This is a genomic window from Peterkaempfera griseoplana, assembly GCF_001418575.1.
Lineage (GTDB): Bacteria > Actinomycetota > Actinomycetes > Streptomycetales > Streptomycetaceae > Peterkaempfera > Peterkaempfera griseoplana.
Map to the genome: position 1 here is coordinate 1 of NZ_LIQR01000498.1, position 17389 is coordinate 17389.

15 protein-coding genes and 1 pseudogene are annotated in these 17389 nt (G+C 74.6%); 15 read left to right on the forward strand and 1 reads right to left on the reverse strand.

Annotation, left to right across the window (positions count from 1 at the left end; all coding sequences use genetic code 11):
* The 10 genes and pseudogenes from AOK09_RS38460 to AOK09_RS30970 all read left to right on the forward strand — a co-directional run.
* Positions 1-289: pseudogene (locus tag AOK09_RS38460) on the forward strand (glutamine amidotransferase-related protein); the annotation flags it as partial.
* Between the two features lie 125 nt (positions 290-414).
* A complete protein-coding gene (locus AOK09_RS30930; protein WP_055590542.1) occupies positions 415-1059 on the forward strand; it encodes an NUDIX domain-containing protein in 645 nt (214 codons plus the stop codon).
* 139 nt (positions 1060-1198) lie between these two features.
* Positions 1199-3850 (forward strand): tetratricopeptide repeat protein, encoded by a 2652-nt coding sequence (locus tag AOK09_RS40535; protein WP_055590543.1) that lies wholly within the window; start codon positions 1199-1201, stop codon positions 3848-3850.
* Positions 3851-4083: 233 nt separating this feature from the next.
* On the forward strand, positions 4084-5199 hold the full coding sequence (ald, locus tag AOK09_RS30940) for an alanine dehydrogenase (RefSeq protein ID WP_055590544.1): 1116 nt from the start codon (positions 4084-4086) through the stop codon (positions 5197-5199).
* Between the two features lie 524 nt (positions 5200-5723).
* Positions 5724-6851 (forward strand): ParA family protein, encoded by a 1128-nt coding sequence (locus tag AOK09_RS30945; protein WP_079063572.1) that lies wholly within the window; start codon positions 5724-5726, stop codon positions 6849-6851.
* Positions 6836-7441 (forward strand): hypothetical protein, encoded by a 606-nt coding sequence (locus AOK09_RS30950; RefSeq protein WP_055590546.1) that lies wholly within the window; start codon positions 6836-6838, stop codon positions 7439-7441. Before AOK09_RS30945 ends, AOK09_RS30950 begins: the two co-directional genes overlap by 16 nt.
* Positions 7438-8583: a segregation and condensation protein A gene (locus tag AOK09_RS30955; protein ID WP_407675448.1), complete on the forward strand. Its 1146-nt coding sequence runs from the start codon at positions 7438-7440 to the stop codon at positions 8581-8583. Before AOK09_RS30950 ends, AOK09_RS30955 begins: the two co-directional genes overlap by 4 nt.
* A gap of 532 nt (positions 8584-9115) precedes the next feature.
* Positions 9116-9700: an SMC-Scp complex subunit ScpB gene (gene scpB, locus AOK09_RS30960; RefSeq protein ID WP_407675449.1), complete on the forward strand. Its 585-nt coding sequence runs from the start codon at positions 9116-9118 to the stop codon at positions 9698-9700.
* 47 nt (positions 9701-9747) lie between these two features.
* On the forward strand, positions 9748-10926 hold the full coding sequence (locus tag AOK09_RS30965) for a pseudouridine synthase (protein WP_055590547.1): 1179 nt from the start codon (positions 9748-9750) through the stop codon (positions 10924-10926).
* 128 nt (positions 10927-11054) lie between these two features.
* Complete coding sequence (locus tag AOK09_RS30970; protein ID WP_055590548.1) at positions 11055-12038, forward strand: helix-turn-helix domain-containing protein; 984 nt, start codon at positions 11055-11057, stop codon at positions 12036-12038.
* 36 nt (positions 12039-12074) lie between these two features.
* Here AOK09_RS30970 and AOK09_RS30975 read toward each other — a convergent pair whose 3' ends face one another.
* Positions 12075-12437 (reverse strand): DUF952 domain-containing protein, encoded by a 363-nt coding sequence (locus AOK09_RS30975; protein ID WP_055590549.1) that lies wholly within the window; start codon positions 12435-12437, stop codon positions 12075-12077.
* Positions 12438-12543: 106 nt separating this feature from the next.
* Here AOK09_RS30975 and AOK09_RS30980 point away from each other — a divergent pair, with 106 nt between their 5' ends.
* The 5 genes from AOK09_RS30980 to der all read left to right on the forward strand — a co-directional run.
* Complete coding sequence (locus tag AOK09_RS30980; protein ID WP_055590550.1) at positions 12544-13554, forward strand: ADP-ribosylglycohydrolase family protein; 1011 nt, start codon at positions 12544-12546, stop codon at positions 13552-13554.
* Between the two features lie 214 nt (positions 13555-13768).
* Entirely contained in the window at positions 13769-14854 is a 1086-nt protein-coding gene (locus AOK09_RS30985; protein ID WP_055590551.1) for a prephenate dehydrogenase, read from the forward strand.
* Between the two features lie 80 nt (positions 14855-14934).
* On the forward strand, positions 14935-15654 hold the full coding sequence (gene cmk / locus AOK09_RS30990; protein ID WP_055590552.1) for a (d)CMP kinase: 720 nt from the start codon (positions 14935-14937) through the stop codon (positions 15652-15654).
* A 74-nt stretch (positions 15655-15728) separates the two neighbouring features.
* Positions 15729-16367 (forward strand): lysophospholipid acyltransferase family protein, encoded by a 639-nt coding sequence (locus AOK09_RS30995; protein ID WP_055590554.1) that lies wholly within the window; start codon positions 15729-15731, stop codon positions 16365-16367.
* A gap of 86 nt (positions 16368-16453) precedes the next feature.
* Positions 16454-17389 (forward strand): ribosome biogenesis GTPase Der (gene der / locus AOK09_RS31000; RefSeq protein ID WP_063796127.1); only part of this gene is annotated, 936 nt, incomplete at its 3' end.

Below are 17389 nucleotides of genomic sequence, written 5' to 3' on the forward strand. Positions count from 1 at the left end.
CCGTGAGGTCTACGGCGGTTAGCAGTACGTCGAGGAGCGCCACCGCCACCGCTACGAGGTCAACAACGCCTACCGCGCCGACCTGGAGAAGACCGGTCTGGTCTTCTCCGGCCTTTCGCCCAAGGGCGACCTGGTGGAGTACGTCGAGTACCCGCGCGAGGTGCACCCGTACCTGGTCGCCACCCAGGCGCACCCCGAGCTGAAGTCCCGCCCGACCCGCCCGCACCCGCTCTTCGCGGGCCTGGTCGCCGCCGCCATCGTCCGGCAGCAGGAGCAGCGGCAGCAGTGAGACCCCCGCGACGGCGGCCGTGCGATCTTGCACGGCCGCCGTCGCGTAGGTTGGTGCGGTACGGGTTGCGAAGGCACGGCCGGGGGCTGGACGCCGCGGCCGGACGACGAGAGGTGGCTCACCCGATGGCAGGCAGTGCACCCGACATCCGCGACCGGGCCGAGGAGTGGCCGGTGCTCTCCACCACCGTCCCCTTCCGCGGCAAGGTCACCGGGGTACGGACCGACGAGCTGCGGATGCCCGACGGCTCCACCGCCAAACGCGACTACCAGCTGCACCCGGGGTCGGTGGCCGTGCTGGCCCTCGACGACGCCGACCGGGTGCTGCTGATCCGTCAGTACCGCCACCCCGTGCGGCAGCGGCTCTGGGAGATCCCGGCCGGACTGCTGGACGTCCCCGGGGAGAACCCGCTGCACGCCGCCCAGCGGGAGCTCTACGAGGAGGCCCACTGCAAGGCCGAGGACTGGCGGGTGCTGCTGGACTTCTACACCACCCCCGGCGGTTCCGACGAGGCACTGCGGATCTTCCTCGCCCGGGGCCTCGGCGAGGCGCAGGGCGACCGCCACCAGGCGGAGGGCGAGGAGACCGAGATCGAGATCTCCCGGGCCCCGCTGGACGACCTGGTGCGGCTGGTCCTGGCCGGCGAGCTGCACAACCCGGCCCTGGTCGCCGGGACCCTCGCGGCGCACGCCGCGCGCAGCGGCGGGGGGCTGGACGCGCTGCGGCCCGCCGACGCCGCCTGGCCGGCCCGGCCGTTCGCCGCCCCCTGACGTGACGCCCTATGGGTGATCCATAGGGTGGTAGGACCGCAGCGGCGCGGCCGGCCGGTCCTGGTGAACTACCCTTCCGCCCAAGGGGCTGTGCAGGCCGCCGCGCCTGCTGGGTGGTGGAGTGTCAGGAGTGGCGTGCGTGGCAGCTGAGACGGCGACCGACCCGGTGAGCCCGCCCGACGGCGGGCCCTGCGGCGCCGCCGCCCCGCTGCCGCCCGACCCCGTCCCCTTCGTCGGCAGGCGGTCCGAACTCGCGGCGCTGCGCGCGGAGATCCCCGGGCCCGGCGCGGCCGACGGGTCGGCTCCCGGGGCCGCTGCCGGGCACTGCAGGGTGCTGGTGGTCGCCGGACGGCCCGGCTCCGGCCGTACCTCCCTCGCGGTGCGCTTCGCCCGCACCGCCGCCGCGGACTACCCGGACGGGCAGTTCTTCGTCCGTCTCGGCAGCTGCGAGGGGCAGCCCGCCCCGCCGGGGCCGGCCGCCCGCCGGCTGCTGGCCGCCCTCGGGCAGCCCGCGGGGGGCGGGCTCCCCGACCCCTCGACCGACCCGGCCGCCGACCCGGCCTGCGCGGCGCTGCGCCGCGCCCTCACCGGACGGCGGGTGCTGCTGGTCCTGGACGACGTCCAGGACGCCGCCCAGTTGCGGCCGCTGCTGCCCGACGAAGCCGGGTGCCTGGTGGTGGCCACCTCCGCGGGTCCGCTCACCGGGATCGCCGACGCCCGCCCCTGCGTCCTCGGCGGCCTGGACCCCGCCGCCGCGGTCGCCCTGCTCACCGGACTGGTGGGGGAGACCCGCATCGTCTGCGACCCGGTGGGCGCCGCGGAACTCGCCGAGGCCTGCGGCTGCCACCCCGCCGCACTGCGGCTCGCCTCGGGCTGGCTGCGCACCCGTCCGCGGGCCGCCGTCCCGGAGGCCGTCCAGGCGCTCGCCACCGAGCCGGCGCCCATCGGGCAGCAGTCCCCAGGGCCGCAGTCGTCGCAGTCGTCCGGAGAGCCGCCGTCCGGGCAGGCGCCGGCCGGGCGGCGGGAGCGGCCGGACGCCCCGCCCGGGACGCCGGAGGCGCAGGGCGCCGGCGCAGCCGGGGACTCCGATCTGCTGGCGCTGTGGGAGGCGTTCCGAGGCGGCCCGTCCGGGCGTCCGCAGCCGGTGTCCCCACCGCCCCCCGCCACGGCCGCCGACAGAGACGCGCTCTCGCTCTGGGAGGCGGTCAGGGCCGGTGCGCGCGGGGACACCGGGCACGGGCCCGGGGCGGGGGATGCGGGCCCGGCCGGGCAACGGCCCACGGCAGGACCGGCCGGGCGGCAGGGGAGTACGTCCACGCCGGCGGCCGCTGACGGAGGCCCGGCTGGTGCGGAAGGCCCGGCCGGTGCGGAGGGCACCCCGCAGACCGGGACGGGCGGCGCCTCCCCGCCGTCCGATCGGTCGGCGGACACCGTCCGCGGTGCGCCCCCGCGCGCATCCGTACGCCCCAGTGGTCCGACCCGGTCCGGACGGGCGGTGATCGCGCCGATGGCGCTGCCCCAGGCCAGGGAGGCGCAGACGCCGCCGCCCAGGTCCGCCACGGACCCGATGCACCGCGCCTTCGTGCTCCTCCACCGGGGCCTGCCGCCCACCCACGCCCGGATGCTGCGGCTGCTCACCCTGGCCCCGCTGGGCTCCGCCGACCGCCGTACCGCCTCCGCCCTCGCCGGCTGCCCGGCCGACTCCGCGGAGCACATCCTGCGGATGCTGGCCGAACAGCAGCTGCTGGAGGAGCAGCCCGCAGCCCCCGACGGCACCCCCCGCTACCGCCTGCCGGACTGGCTGCACCCCCTGGTGGCCGGGCTGCTGCCGGACGGCGAACGCCCCGCGGAGATCCAGCTGGCCCGGGCCAGGCTGCTGGAACGCCTGCTCCGGCTGGTCGACTCGGCCCGTGCCCTGCTGGCCCCGGAGCCCGGCGTACCGGCACCCGAACCGCTGCCGGGGCCGCTGCGGCTGCGCTCCGCCGCTCAGGCCCGCGACTGGCTGGCCCTGGAGCAGCCGGTGCTGCGCCGGGCCGTCCGGGACGCGGTGCGCGCCGGCGACCTGGACGGCCAGGCCGGAAGGCTGGCGGCGGCGCTGGTCCGTACCCTGCCCGCGGCCGGGGAGGTCCCGCCCGCCGTGCTGCTGGAGCTGCACCACCTGGTGCTGGAGGTCGCCGGGCGGTCCGGGGCGCCCGCCCGGGAGGCGGCCGCCCGGATCAACCTGGGTGATCTGCTGGCCGCGGCGGGCGAGCACAGCCGGGCCCTGGAGCACTACCGGGCAGCGCTGGCGCCCGCCAGGGCGGCCGGGGACGAGCCCGCGCTGGCCAGGGTGCTGGAGGCGGTGGCGGGCAGTCACCGGGCCCTGGGGGACCCGGTGCGCTCCGCGGACTGGTACGCCAGGGCGATCGCCGTACGGCGATCGCGCGGGGAGCAGCGCGCCGAGGCCCGGCTGACCGCCCGGTTGGCTGAGGCCCGTGCGGGGCAGCTGCGGTTCGAGGAGGCGGTGCGTGAGTACCGGGCGGCGCTGCTGCTGCTGCGCCGCCTCGGCGATGACGCCGCCCAGGTGGCGGTGCTGCTGGAGACGGCCCGCGTGCTGCTGCGCGCCGGGCAGCCGGAGCAGGCGCTGCGGGCCCACCGGGAGGCGCTGGTCGCGGCCCGGCGCGGAGGTGATCCCCGGCTGGAGGTGCGCGCCCTGGAGGGTGTGGCGCGGAACCTGGAGCTCGCGGGGGACCCCGAGGGGGCGCGGCTGCACCGGGAGCAGGCGACGGCGCGACTGTCCGGCTTGGGATGATTGGACCCTTGGAGTGATTTGCCCTGCTTGGCAAGGGAGTCTGCGCTACAAGCCTACGAAAGTGCCAATGATCGCCAGAGATTTGGTCGGTTTGTAAGGCTGGCGCTTCGCTTCGGCTTCATTACACTCGATTCCAGTTGCGTAGCGCTGCCGCACAACGATGTGCCTCGCCATGCGACCACCCGCCGGTGTACCGCCGGTCGGGACCCCCAGGGCAAGGGACGTGTATAGCCGTGAAGGTCGGCATCCCCCGCGAGGTCAAGAACCACGAGTACCGCGTGGCCATCACGCCCGCCGGCGTGCATGAGCTGGTCCGCAACGGCCACGAGGTCGTCATCGAGCACGCCGCCGGCGTCGGCTCCTCGATCCCCGACGAGGAGTACGTGTCCGCGGGCGCAACCATCCTCGACACCGCCGACGAGGTCTGGGCAGCCGCGGACGTGGTGCTCAAGGTGAAGGAGCCCATCGCCTCCGAGTACCACCGGCTGCGCAAGGGCCAGATCCTCTTCACCTACCTCCACCTGGCCGCCTCCCGCGAGTGCACCGACGCCCTCCTGGAGTCCGGCACCACCGCCATCGCCTATGAGACCGTGCAGCTCGCCAACGGCGCGCTGCCGCTGCTCGCCCCGATGTCCGAGGTCGCGGGCCGGCTGGCCCCGCAGGTCGGCTCCTACCACCTGATGCGCTCGGCCGGCGGCCGCGGTGTGCTGCCCGGCGGTGTCCCGGGTGTGGCGGCGGCCAAGGCCGTGGTGATCGGCGGCGGCGTGTCCGGCTGGCATGCGGCCACCATCGCGCTGGGCATGGGCTACAACGTCACCCTGCTCGACCGCGACATCAACAAGCTGCGGGAGGCCGACCGCATCTTCGGCAACCGCATCCGCACCATCGCCTCCAACGCCTTCGAGCTGGAGAAGGCGGTGCTGGACGCCGACCTGGTGATCGGCGCGGTGCTGATCCCCGGCGCCAAGGCGCCCAAGCTCGTCACCAACGAGCTGGTCTCCCGGATGAAGCCGGGTTCGGTGCTGGTGGACATCGCCATCGACCAGGGCGGCTGCTTCGAGGACTCCCGGCCCACCACCCACGACGAGCCGACCTTCCGGGTGCACAACTCGGTGTTCTACTGCGTCGCCAACATGCCGGGTGCGGTGCCCAACACCTCCACCTACGCGCTCACCAACGCCACGCTGCCCTACATCGTGGAGCTGGCCAACCGCGGCTGGGAGGACGCCTGCCGCCGGGACGCCGCCCTCGCGCTGGGCCTCAACGTCCACGAGGGCCAGGTGATCTACGGCCCGGTCGCCGAGGCCCACGGGCTGCACGCCGCGGACCTGGACACCGTGCTGCTCTGACGCCGACGCAACGGCTCCGGCGCCGTACCCGCCGCGGTACCGGATCGGCTCCGGCGCCGTGCGGGCTCCGGACGTCGATGCCCGGGCGCTCTCCGACGCCACGTCAGGAACCCTGCCGGAACGTCGGACGGCACTTCCCGAGGGGCGGGGCACCACCGCGGTGCCCCGCCCCTCGGGCGTTGCCGGAGAGCGCTCGCCGGACGTTCGTCGAGAGATCGCGGAGCGGCCGCGGTGCGGTTGCGGACCTGATATGTCGCCACGTCAACATGTGTGTGCTACCTCACCCTCGGGGCGAAATGACCCGACCTGCTGCTTTGGCGACACCGCGAAAGGTTGCCGTCACAGCCCTGTTCATCACTTGACAGGCGGTGCGCGCATACCCGACACATCGTGCCGACTACCGTGGATTGTGTTGCTGCGAACGCCCGAAACGGCCTAGAGTCGCGAACCGTCGGCGTTCTCTGTTCTGTCTTCACGCTGACCAATCAAGAAGTGTCCTGGTCGCCAAGGAGGTAAGACGACTTGTGAATGAGTCGACATTTGCTCCCGGGGGTGGTCAGCCAGGACTGGCGGAGCACGCCGCCGGTCTGCCGGGTGAGGACTCCGGTACCCGGTTGCAGCCCGTCGGCTCGGTAGCCGTCCGTACCTTCGAGGCACGTCTGGCTGCCGACCGCGACAGCGACCTGCCCGAACACGGCCTCTCCTACGCCGAGTTCCCCTACGGGTCCTACGACGACCCCGACGCCGAGTACGAGCCCGACCCCGAGTACGCCGCCACGCTGGCGCCCGACGCCGCCCGGCAGCGCCGTGAGCGGGTCGGCCCCACCGGCCGTCCGCTGCCGTACTTCCCCATCCCCGCGCCGCTGGGCGAGCACGGACCCGCGCAGATCATCGCGATGTGCAACCAGAAGGGCGGCGTCGGCAAGACCACGTCCACCATCAACCTGGGCGCGGCGCTCGCCGAGTACGGCCGCCGGGTGCTGCTGGTCGACTTCGACCCGCAGGGCGCCCTCTCGGTGGGCCTCGGCGTCAACCCGATGGAACTGGACGTCACGGTCTACAACCTGCTGATGACCCGTGGCATGTCCGCCGACGAGGTGCTGCTGAAGACCGCGGTGCCCGGGATGGACCTGCTGCCCAGCAACATCGACCTGTCGGCCGCCGAGGTGCAGCTGGTCAGCGAGGTGGCCCGGGAGTCGGCGCTGGCCCGCGCCCTCAAGCCGCTGCTGCCCGACTACGACTACATCATCATCGACTGCCAGCCCTCGCTCGGCCTGCTCACCGTCAACGCCCTCACCGCGGCGCACAGTGTGATCGTGCCGCTGGAGTGCGAGTTCTTCGCCCTGCGCGGAGTCGCCCTGCTCACCGAGACCATCGAGAAGGTCTGCGAGCGGCTCAACCCCGAGCTGCGGCTCGACGGCATCCTGGCCACCATGTACGACTCGCGCACCGTGCACAGCCGCGAGGTGCTCGCCCGGGTCGTCGAGGCCTTCGGCGACCACGTCTTCCACACGGTCATCGGCCGTACCGTGCGCTTCCCGGAGACCACCGTCGCCGGTGAGCCGATCACCACCTACGCCACCAACTCGGTCGGCGCCGCCGCCTACCGCCAGCTCGCCAGGGAGGTGCTCGCCCGGTGCCCCGCCGCGTGAGTCTCCCCGGGGCCGACGAACTGTTCCGGACGACCGGGGGAATGGCGCTGTCGCCGTCCCTCGCCCGGCAGCAGGACGCGTCCCGGTCGGAGGCCGCCCGGGGCGCGGGCACCGCCCAGGGCGGCGCGGCAGGCGGCGAGCAGCGGCCGCCCGAGGACGACGGCCAGTACGCCGAGCGGCCCCGGCACGCGGGGGACGACGACACGGCCGAGGAGCACGGCAGCGCCGCGGGCGTCGACGCGCAGGCCGGACGGCGGGTCCTCGGCCAGGGCACGCCCGGCCAGGGCGGCCGCACCCCAGGCGTACCGTCCCAGTCCTCACCCGGCTCCGACGGCTCCGCGCGCCGCAAGTCCCGCAGCGCCGCCGCCCGCCGGCCGAGCGGACGGGAGCGGCACGACGAGAAGATCACCGTGTATGTCTCCGCCGAGGAGCTGATGGACCTCGAGCACGCCCGCCTGGTGCTGCGCGGGGAGCACGGACTGGCCGTCGACCGCGGCAGGATCGTCCGCGAGGCCGTCGCCGTGGTGCTGGCCGACCTGGAGCAGCGCGGCGAGGCAAGTATCCTGGTGCGCCGTCTGCGCGGACGCTGACGGCACGCTCCTCGGGGAGACTCCCTCCGGGCCATGCGCCCCGCGTGTCGGTGCCGCCGGGCACCTCCGCACCCGCGGAGGGAACACCATGGACTGCGATGCCCACCACCGACCACCACGACGTGTCCCAGCACACCGCGCCCCGCCCGGACGGCGAAGCCGGCGCGGCGCCGCCGGACGCCCCGGGGAGCCTGCCGCAGCAGGCCGAGGGCGCCGCCGGGGGCGGTACGGCCGACAGTGGACCGGAGGCCGCGTCCGACGCCGGAGGCAGCGGCTTCAGGGTGCGACTGGAGAACTTCGAGGGCCCCTTCGACCTGCTCCTGGGCCTGATCTCCAAGCACAAGCTGGACGTCACCGAGGTCGCCCTGTCCAAGGTCACCGACGAGTTCATCGCCCACATCCGCGCCATGGGACCCGACTGGGACCTCGACCAGGCGACCGAGTTCCTGGTCGTCGCCGCGACCCTGCTGGACCTCAAGGCCGCCCGACTGCTCCCCGCCGCGGAGATCGAGGACGAGGAGGACCTGGCCCTGCTGGAGGCCCGCGACCTGCTCTTCGCCAGGCTGCTGCAGTACCGCGCCTACAAGCAGGCCGCCGCGCTGTTCGCCGAACGCTGGGCGGCGGAGCAGCGGCAGCGTCCGCGTACCGTCGGCCTGGAGCCGCACCACGCCGAGCTGCTGCCCGAGGTGGTGATCAGCATCGGCCCGGAGCGCTTCGCCCGGCTCGCCGCCAAGGCGATGACGCCCAAGCCCAAGCCCGCCGTCTACGTCGACCACATCCACACCCCGCCGGTGAGCGTGCGGGAGCAGGCGGCGCTGGTGGTGGAACTGCTGCGGGCGATGGGCGAGGCGAGCTTCACGGCGCTGGTGGCCGACGCGGGCGACACCCTCACCGTGGTCGCCCGCTTCCTGGCCCTGCTGGAGCTGTACCGGGAGCGGGTGCTCGCCTTCGACCAGCCCGAGGCGCTGGGGGAGCTGCAGGTGGTGTGGATCGGCGAGGAGGGGCGCGAGGTGGAGGTCACCGACGAGTTCGACCGCCCGCCGGACCAGCCGGACGAGGACGGCGGCGGCCGGAGCGGGGGACGGCGCGGCGGCGCAGCGAACGCAGCAGCACAAGGAACCGAGGCCGACGATGAACGGTGACCACTCCCGCGACGAGGGCGACGGCCCGCAGCACCCGGAGGCCCGGCCCGCGCGGCGGCCACTGGGCATGCCGGGCAGACCGCGGCCGGGCGAGCAGCTTCCGTCGGCGTACCCGGAGGCCGGCCCGTCCTGGGTCCGGGCGGCGGAGGACCTCGGTGCGCCCGGGCCGGAGCCCGAGGCCTGGCCCGAAGCCGAGGCCTGGGCCGAGCCCGAGGCCTGGGCCGAGCCCGAGGCCGACCCCGGGGTGGGGCCCGGCCCGGAACCGGAGCCGGTCCCGTACCAGGCCGCGCCCGAGCCGCTGCCCCCGGCGCGGACCCCCGAAGCGGCAGCCGAGCGGACGCCCCGACCGGCCCCGGTGCCCGTGCCGGCGCCCGCGGCGGCGTCCGCACCCGCGCCCGCGCCCGTGCCGGCGCCCGGACCCGCGCACGCGCCCGGACCCGCGCCCGCGCCCGGCGCGCAGAGCGAGGCCGCGCCGGAGCCCGAGGAGGAGGAGCCCGAGGACGAACTCGCGGCCGTTCCGCTCAAGGCCGCCCTGGAGGCCGTTCTGATGGTCGTGGACGAACCGGCCGCCGAGGCGCACCTCGCCTCCGTGCTGGAACGCCCCCGCCGTGAGGTGGCCGCCGCGCTGCGCGAACTGTCCGCCGAGTACACCGCCGCCGGCCGGGGCTTCGACCTGCGGCTGGTGGCCGGGGGCTGGCGTTTCTACAGCCGCGCCGAGTGCGCCCCCGCCGTCGACCGCTTCGTCCTGGACGGCCAGCAGGCCCGCCTCACCCAGGCCGCGCTGGAGACCTTGGCGGTTGTCGCGTACCGTCAGCCGGTGTCCCGGTCCCGGGTCTCCGCCGTGCGCGGTGTGAACTGCGACGGCGTGATGCGTACGCTGGTACAACGGGGCCTGGTGGAGGAGACGGGAACCGAACCCGAGACAGGTGCCATCCTGTACCGGACGACCAACTACTTCCTGGAACGGATGGGGCTGCGCGGCCTGGACGAGCTGCCGGAGCTCGCGCCCTTCCTGCCCGAGGTCGACGACGTGGAAGCGGAGTCGCTGGAGGGCTCCGCGATCGCCGAGGCGGTGGCCGCCGCACGGGACGGTAGTGACACCGCCAGCACCATGTGACACCGATATGCAGCTCGGCCGACGACGGAATCGACAACGGACTTTCAATGCGTAGCAGCGGCAGGAACAGCGGCGGCCAGGGCGGCAACCGCGGAGGATACGGCAGCAGGAGCGGTGGCTCCGGCGGCCGCGGAGGTCAGGGCGGCCAGGGCGGCCAGAGCGGCAACCGGGGGAGCAACTACCGGGGCGCGGGCAACTCGCGCGACGAGCGCCAGCAGCGCTCCGGCCGGCCCCCGCGCCCCGAGGAGCGCACCTACGGCGAGTACGGAGGCGGCAGGCCCGGTGGCGGACCCGCCGCGGGCCGCAGGGGCCAGGGCGGTCAGGGTGGCCAGGGCGGTCAGGGCGGCAAGGCCGGTCAGGGCGGCAAGGGGCCGGGCGCCGGCCGCGGCCGCGCCCCGCAGCAGCGCCCGGCGCGCCCCCGCGAGCTGGAGGCCAAGCTGGAGGACGCCGTCCGCGCCCGCCACGACAAGCCCCGCGTCATCGTCCCCAAGACCTTCGGCGAGCCCGAGGGCGAGCGGCTGCAGAAGGTCCTCGCCCGCGCGGGCATGGGCAGCCGGCGTGCCTGCGAGGAGCTGATCGACCAGGGCCGGGTCGAGGTCAACGGCAAGGTCGTCCGCGAGCAGGGCGTGCGGGTCGACCCCGAGCACGACGAGATCAAGGTGGACGGCCTCACCGTCGCCACCCAGTCGTACCTGTTCTTCGCCCTCAACAAGCCCGCCGGCGTGGTCTCCACCATGGAGGACCCCGACGGCCGCCAGTGCCTGGGCGACTACGTCACCAACCGGGAGACCCGCCTCTTCCACGTGGGACGCCTGGACACCGAGACCGAGGGCATCATCCTGCTCACCAACCACGGAGAGCTGGCCCACCGCCTCACCCACCCCCGCTACGGCGTCGCCAAGACCTACCTCGCCGCCATCATCGGCCCCATCCCGAGGGACCTCGGCAAGCGGCTCAAGGAGGGCGTCGAGCTGGAGGACGGCTTCGCCCGCGCCGACAGCTTCCGGGTGGTGGAGAACACCGGCAAGAACTACCTGGTCGAGGTCAGCCTGCACGAGGGCCGCAAGCACATCGTGCGGCGGATGCTCGCCGAGGCGGGCTTCCCGGTGGAGCGCCTGGTGCGCACCCGGTTCGGGCCGATCGCCCTCGGCGACCAGAAGTCCGGCTGGCTGCGCCGCCTCACCAACCCCGAGGTGGGGCAGCTGATGCGCGAGGTCGGCCTCTGAGGCACCGACCGGTCGAGCCCCGTCTCCCGGGCACGGGAGCCGGGGCTCACTGCGTCGGCAGGCGTTCGACCGAATATCCTGGTCGTCGCGTGAATCCGCACAACCACGCCGGGTGATGGAGGGACGGGATGTTCGACACACTGGGCCTGCCCGAACCGGACAGCCAGGTCTACGCCGCCCTGGTCACCGCCCCGCAGTCGGACGCCACCGCCCTCGCCGCCCGCTGCGGCCTCACCGAGCAGCAGACCCGCGCCGCGCTGGCCACCCTCGCCGAACGCGGCATGGCCACCCGGGCCCCCGACAACCGCAACCACTACCTCGCGGTCGCGCCCGACGTCGCCATAGGGACCCTGATCGGCCGCCGCGAGGAGGAACTGCGCAGCGCCCGCGCCGAGATGCACCGCCTGATGGACGCCTTCCGCGACGCCTCCCGCTACACCGATCCGGCGCGCTCGGTGGAGGTGCTGACCGGGGGCGACGCCATCGCCCAGCGTTTCGAGCACCTCCAGGACACCGCCAAGGGCCAGGTCTGCGCGTTCGACCGCCCGCCGTACGTCCGCGAGCCCGGCACCAACCTGGAGCGCGGCAGGCGCCTGATGCGCGAGGGGATCCGCTACCGCACCATCTACGACCGGGAGGCCGTCTCCTGGCCCGGGCGGCTGGAGAACGACATCGCGATCGGCTGCGCCGACGGCGAGGAGGCCCGGGTGCGGGTCGTGCTCCCGATGAAGATGATCATGGCGGACGACCGGATGGCGATCCTCCCGATCAGCTCGGGCAACCGTGCCCTGGACGCCGCCTACGTCGTCTACCCCAGCTCCCTGCTGGAGGCGCTGGCCACCCTCTTCGAGGCCGAGTGGGAGCGCGCGGTCCCGCTGCGCTTCGCCCCCGACGGCTCGATGGAGGAGGACCCGGCACCGGACGGCCCCGGCGAGGACCACCGGCGCCTCCTCGGCCTGCTCGCCGCCGGACTCACCGACGAGGCCATCGCCCGCGCACTGGGCTGGAGCGCCCGTACCACCCAGCGCCGCCTGCAGAGCCTGATGCGCGAACTCGGCGCCACCACTCGCTTCCAGGCCGGCATGGCCGCCCGCGAACGCGGCTGGCTCTGACCGGCCCCTCCCGCCGGCCCCGTCTGCGGGCGACCCTCAGCTCCAGACGCTCATCGACGCCCAGCGGCCGTCCGCGCCACGCCGCACCTCCAGCATCCCCACCACCGCACCGCGGTTGACCGACCCGTAGATGTGCGGAAAGAGCACATCGTCGGCCGCCCCCGCCGGAGGCGGCCCCGAGGGAGCCTCCCAGCGCACCGCGGAGTCCAGCACGTCCTCGTCGATCAGCAGCACCATCAGCGGGCCGTGCACCTCCTGGAAGAAGGCGTTGGCCACGGCCAGGGCCGTCCGTTCGTCGGGTGAGCAGTGGATGAAGCCCTCGGTGGCGAGTGAGGCCGCCGCATACGGGCGGTCCGGAGCCTCTAGCCAGTCGTCCAGCGGAGCCAGGTGCAGGATCATCCCCCAGTTCTACCGGAGCCCGGCCCCGCTGCACCCGCCCCTGCAATCCGTTGGCCCCGGACGTCACCGGTGCGGTAGACCTGGGACCCGGCCACGAGGGGGACGGATGAAGCAGGCAGCCACCGGAACACTGCTGGGGCTCGCCCTCGGCGACGCGATGGGATTCCCCACCGAGTTCCACGACATGGCGTCCATCGAGGCCAAGTGCGGCCCCTGGCGCACCATGCCGCTGCCCAGCCCCGCCCGCGTCACCGACGACACCCAGATGACCCTGGCGCTCGCCCGCGGCCTGCGCACCGCCCTCGGACGAGGCCGGCTCACCCCGTCCCGGCTGGCCGCCCCCGTCCGTGAGGAGTTCGTCGACTGGTGGCGCTCCCCGGAGAACAACCGCGCCCCCGGGATGACCTGCCTCAAGGCCTGCTGGCTGCTCAGCAAGGAGCAGCGCCGCTGGCAGGACGCCAGCCAGGTCGGCTCCAAGGGCTGCGGCGCCAACATGCGGGTGGCCCCGCTCGGACTCGTCCCCGGCCTGACCGACGACGAGCGCTCGGGCGCCGCCCAGCTCCAGTCCGCCCTCACCCACGGCCACCCCACCGCCCTGGCGGCCAGCGACCTCACCGCCCACGCCGTCCACCTGCTCGCGCAGGGCGCCGCACCGGGCGAGCTGCCTGCGCTGCTGCGCTCCCATGCGCGCGCCGGGCGCACCACGTACCACCGCCACTGGCTCGGCGACCTCGCCGAACATGCGCAGGACCACTCCGCCGAGGAGTTCATCGCCCGCGGCTGGGACGACTGCCTGGACGTCCTGGACCGGCTGGAGGCCGCACTGCGCACCGCCGACCCCGAAGCCGACCCCTGCCTGGCCACCGGCGAGGGCTGGATCGCCGAGGAGGCCCTGGCCACGGGTCTGTACTGCTTCCTGATGCTGCCGGACGACCCCGTGGCCGCCGTGCGGCGGGCCGCGTACTCCTCCGGCGACTCCGACTCCGTCGCCTGCCTCACCGGGGCGTTCGCGGGCGCCCACCACGGCGCCGCGGCCTGGCCCGCGGAGTGGGTGCGGGCGGTGGAGTACCGGGACGAACTGCTGGCCTTCGGTGAGCTCTGGGACACGAACGCGTAACCATCGTCTCGCCGTTCGAAATCCGGGTCCCGCATCCTGAACGGGCTGACTAGCCTTGGCCCAGCCGCCCGGAGCGGGATGCCGGGCGGTGTGAGCCGGAGGGTCGGGCGGGCCTGCGTAGCCGCCCGGCCGCCGCTCGTGCCCGGCACACCCGCCGGACGGGCAGAATGGGGCCCGTAGGACCCGCGACCGCCTCCCAGGGACGTACACCGCCATGCGCACAGCCGCCGTCGTCGGCACCGGACTGATCGGCACCTCGGCCGCGCTCGCCCTGTCGGCGCGCGGAATCACCGTCCACCTCGAGGACGCCGACCCCGACGCCGCCCGCACCGCGGCCGCGCTGGGCGCCGGCACCGTGGAACCCGCCGGGCAGGCCGTGGACCTGGCCGTGATCGCGGTGCCCCCCGCCCTGGTGGGACGGGTGCTCGCGGACTGCCAGCGGCGCGGCCTGGCCCGCTGCTACACCGACGTGGCCAGCGTCAAGTCCGGCCCCCGGGCCGACATCGCGGCCCTCGGCCTGGACACCACCCGCTACATCGGCAGCCACCCGATGGCCGGACGCGAGGTCTCCGGCCCGCTCGCGGGCCGCGCCGATCTCTTCGAGGGCCGCCCCTGGGTGCTCACCCCCACCGCCGACACCGACACCGACACCCTCAACGCGGCCCTGGAACTGGTCGCCCTGTGCGGCGCGGTCCCCGTGGTCATGGACGCCGCCGCGCACGACCGCGCCGTGGCCCTGGTCTCCCACACCCCACAGCTGCTCTCCTCGCTGGTCGCGGCCCGCCTGGAGCACGCCGAGGAGACCGCGGTGCGGCTCTCCGGGCAGGGCGTCCGCGACGTCACCAGGATCGCGGCCTCCGACCCCGGGATGTGGGTGGACATCCTCAGCGCCAACGCGGGTGCCGTCGCCGACATCCTGGAGGAGATCGCGGGCGACCTGGGGGCGACCGTCGCCGCCCTGCGCTCGCTGGAGGCCGCCGACGAGCACAAGCGCGCCGAGGGCGCCGAGGGCATCACCGAGGTGATGCGCCGCGGCAACGCGGGCCAGGCCAGAATCCCGGGCAAGCACGGGGCGCCGCCCACCCGCTACACCACCGTGGTCGTCGTCATCGGCGACCAGCCGGGCGAGCTGGCCAGGCTCTTCGGCGACGCCGGACTGGCCGGGGTCAACATCGAGGACGTCTCCATCGAGCACTCCACGGGCCAGCAGGCCGGCATGGTGCAGCTCTCCGTCGCCCCCTCCGCGGCGACCGGACTCGTCACCGCGCTGCGTGAGCGAGGCTGGAGCGTCCGGGACTGACCGTGATCCCGGTACGGCGGCCCTCCGCGGTCGTCTAACCTTGAGGGATATCCCCGTACCACGCTGAAGAGAGGTCCACCGTGGAAACTGCCGGCCGAGCGAGCGCCCCGGTCGTCGTGGCCATCGACGGACCTTCGGGTTCGGGCAAGTCCACCGTCTCCCGCGCCGTGGCGTCCCGCCTCGGCCTCAGCTTCCTGGACACCGGTGCCATGTACCGGGCGATGACCTGGTGGATGCTGTCCAACGAGATCGACGTCGACGACGCCGACGCGGTGGCGACCGCCTGCACCAAGCCCGTGATCGTCTCCGGTACGGACGCGGCCGGCCCCACCATCACCGTCGACGGCCAGGACGTCTCCGCGCCGATCCGCGGCCCCGAGGTGACCTCCCGGGTCTCGGCGGTCGCCGCGGTGCCCGAGGTCCGCGCCCGCCTGGTGGAGCTGCAGCGCACCTCCGCCCGCGCCGCCGAGCGGGGCATCGTCGCCGAGGGCCGGGACATGGGCACCGTGGTGTTCCCCGACGCCACCGTCAAGATCTTCCTCACCGCCTCGGAGGAGGCCCGCTCCGCCCGCCGCGCCGCCGAACTGCGCGCCAAGGGCGTCGACGAGGCCACCATCGCCGCCATGGCCGCCGACCTCGGCCGCCGGGACGCCGCCGACTCCTCCCGCAAGACCGCGCCGCTCACCAGGGCCGTCGACGCCACCGCCGTCGACACCAGCGACATGACCCTGGAGCAGGTCATAGACCACGTCGTCGACCTGGTGCAGGCCCGCTCCGCGCACACGGTGGCCGCCGGGTGAGCAGCGCCGACTCCCTGGTGACCCCGCGTGACACCGCGCCGCCGGCCGTCCCCTCCGGGCCCGCCGCAGGTCCCGTGCGGCCCACCGCGCGCGGTGCGGCCGTGGGCCGGCGGATCGGCATCGGGCTGGCACGGGCCGGCTGGCGGGTCAGGGTGCTGGGCGCCTGGCGGGTCCCGGCCGAAGGGCCGGTGATCCTGGCCGCCAACCACGCGAACCTGGTCGACGGCCCGCTGCTGATGGGAATGTCCCCGCGCCCCACGCACTTCCTCGTCAAGGAGGAGATGTTCAGCGGCCCCGTGGGCGTCGTGCTGCGCGGGGTCGGCCAGATCCCGGTGCGGCGCAGCAGCGCCGACCGCACCGCCATCGGCACCGCGCTGGAGGTGCTGAAGGACGGCGGAGTCCTGGGCGTCTTCCCCGAGGGCACCCGCGGCGACGCCGACTTCTCCCAGGTGCAGGGCGGCCTGGCGTACCTGGCCCTGCGGTCGGGCGCGCCGGTGGTCCCGGTGGCCGTCTTCGGCACCGGCGACCGCGGCCGCACCGTCGGCGCACTGCCGCCGCTGCGCGGCCGGATCGACGTGGTCTTCGGCGACCCGTACGACCTCGGCCAGGGTTCCCGGCTGCGGACCCGCAAGGCCATGGCGGAGGCCTCCGAGCGGCTGCGGACCCGGCTGGCCGGGCATCTCGCGCAGGCGCGGGAGCTCACCGGCCGCTGACCTGAAGACTTCCGCGCCCCGCGACACCCGCGGAGCGCACCCTTCGGCCCCCGGGCCGGACCGATGGACGAAAGACGGCAACTGGAATGAGCAACGAGAACACCGCCGCTTCGGAGGCGGGCGCCTTCGAGCACGGTGAGCTGGACGCGGCGGAGTACGCCGAGTTCATGGAGCTGGCCGCCGAGGAGGGCTTCGACGCGGAGGACGTGGAGAGCGACCTCGCCGCGGCCGGCCACGGCCCGCTCCCGGTGCTCGCCGTCGTCGGCCGCCCCAACGTCGGCAAGTCGACCCTGGTGAACCGGATCATCGGCCGCCGCGAGGCGGTCGTCGAGGACCGCCCCGGCGTCACCCGCGACCGGGTCTCCTACGAGGCCACCTGGAACGGCCGCCGCTTCAAGCTGGTCGACACCGGCGGCTGGGAGACCGACGTCCTCGGCATCGACGCCGCCGTGGCCGCCCAGGCCGAGTTCGGCATCGAGACCGCCGACGCGGTGCTCTTCGTCGTCGACGCCACCGTCGGCCCCACCGACACCGACGAGGCCCTGGTCAAGCTGCTGCGCCGGTCCGGCAAGCCCGTGGTGCTCTGCGCCAACAAGGTCGACGGGCCCTCCACCGAGGCCGACGCCGCCATGCTGTGGTCGCTCGGCCTCGGCGAGCCCTTCCCCGTCTCCGCGCTGCACGGCCGCGGCTCCGGCGACCTGCTGGACGCGGTCATGGCGGCCCTGCCCGAGGCCCCGCCGCAGACCTTCGGGGTGGCCCTCGGCGGCCCCCGCCGGGTCGCCCTGCTGGGCCGCCCCAACGTGGGCAAGTCCAGCCTGCTCAACAAGGTCGCCGGCGAGGAGCGGGTGGTCGTCAACGAGGTCGCCGGCACCACCCGCGACCCGGTCGACGAGCTGATCGAACTCGGCGGCAAGACCTGGAAGTTCGTCGACACCGCCGGCATCCGCCGCCGCGTCCACCTCACCGAGGGCGCCGACTTCTACGCCTCGCTGCGCACCGCCTCCGCCCTGGAGAAGGCCGAG

Bases quoted from the DNA above. Each gene is read 5' to 3' on its own strand.
- AOK09_RS30930 (WP_055590542.1), top strand. From the start codon at position 415: ATGGCAGGCAGTGCACCCGACATCCGCGACCGGGCCGAGGAGTGGCCG.
- AOK09_RS30965 (WP_055590547.1), top strand. From the start codon at position 9,748: ATGCGTAGCAGCGGCAGGAACAGCGGCGGCCAGGGCGGCAACCGCGGA.
- AOK09_RS30970 (WP_055590548.1), top strand. From the start codon at position 11,055: ATGTTCGACACACTGGGCCTGCCCGAACCGGACAGCCAGGTCTACGCC.
- AOK09_RS30975 (WP_055590549.1), bottom strand. From the start codon at position 12,437: ATGATCCTGCACCTGGCTCCGCTGGACGACTGGCTAGAGGCTCCGGAC.
- AOK09_RS30980 (WP_055590550.1), top strand. From the start codon at position 12,544: ATGAAGCAGGCAGCCACCGGAACACTGCTGGGGCTCGCCCTCGGCGAC.
- AOK09_RS30985 (WP_055590551.1), top strand. From the start codon at position 13,769: ATGCGCACAGCCGCCGTCGTCGGCACCGGACTGATCGGCACCTCGGCC.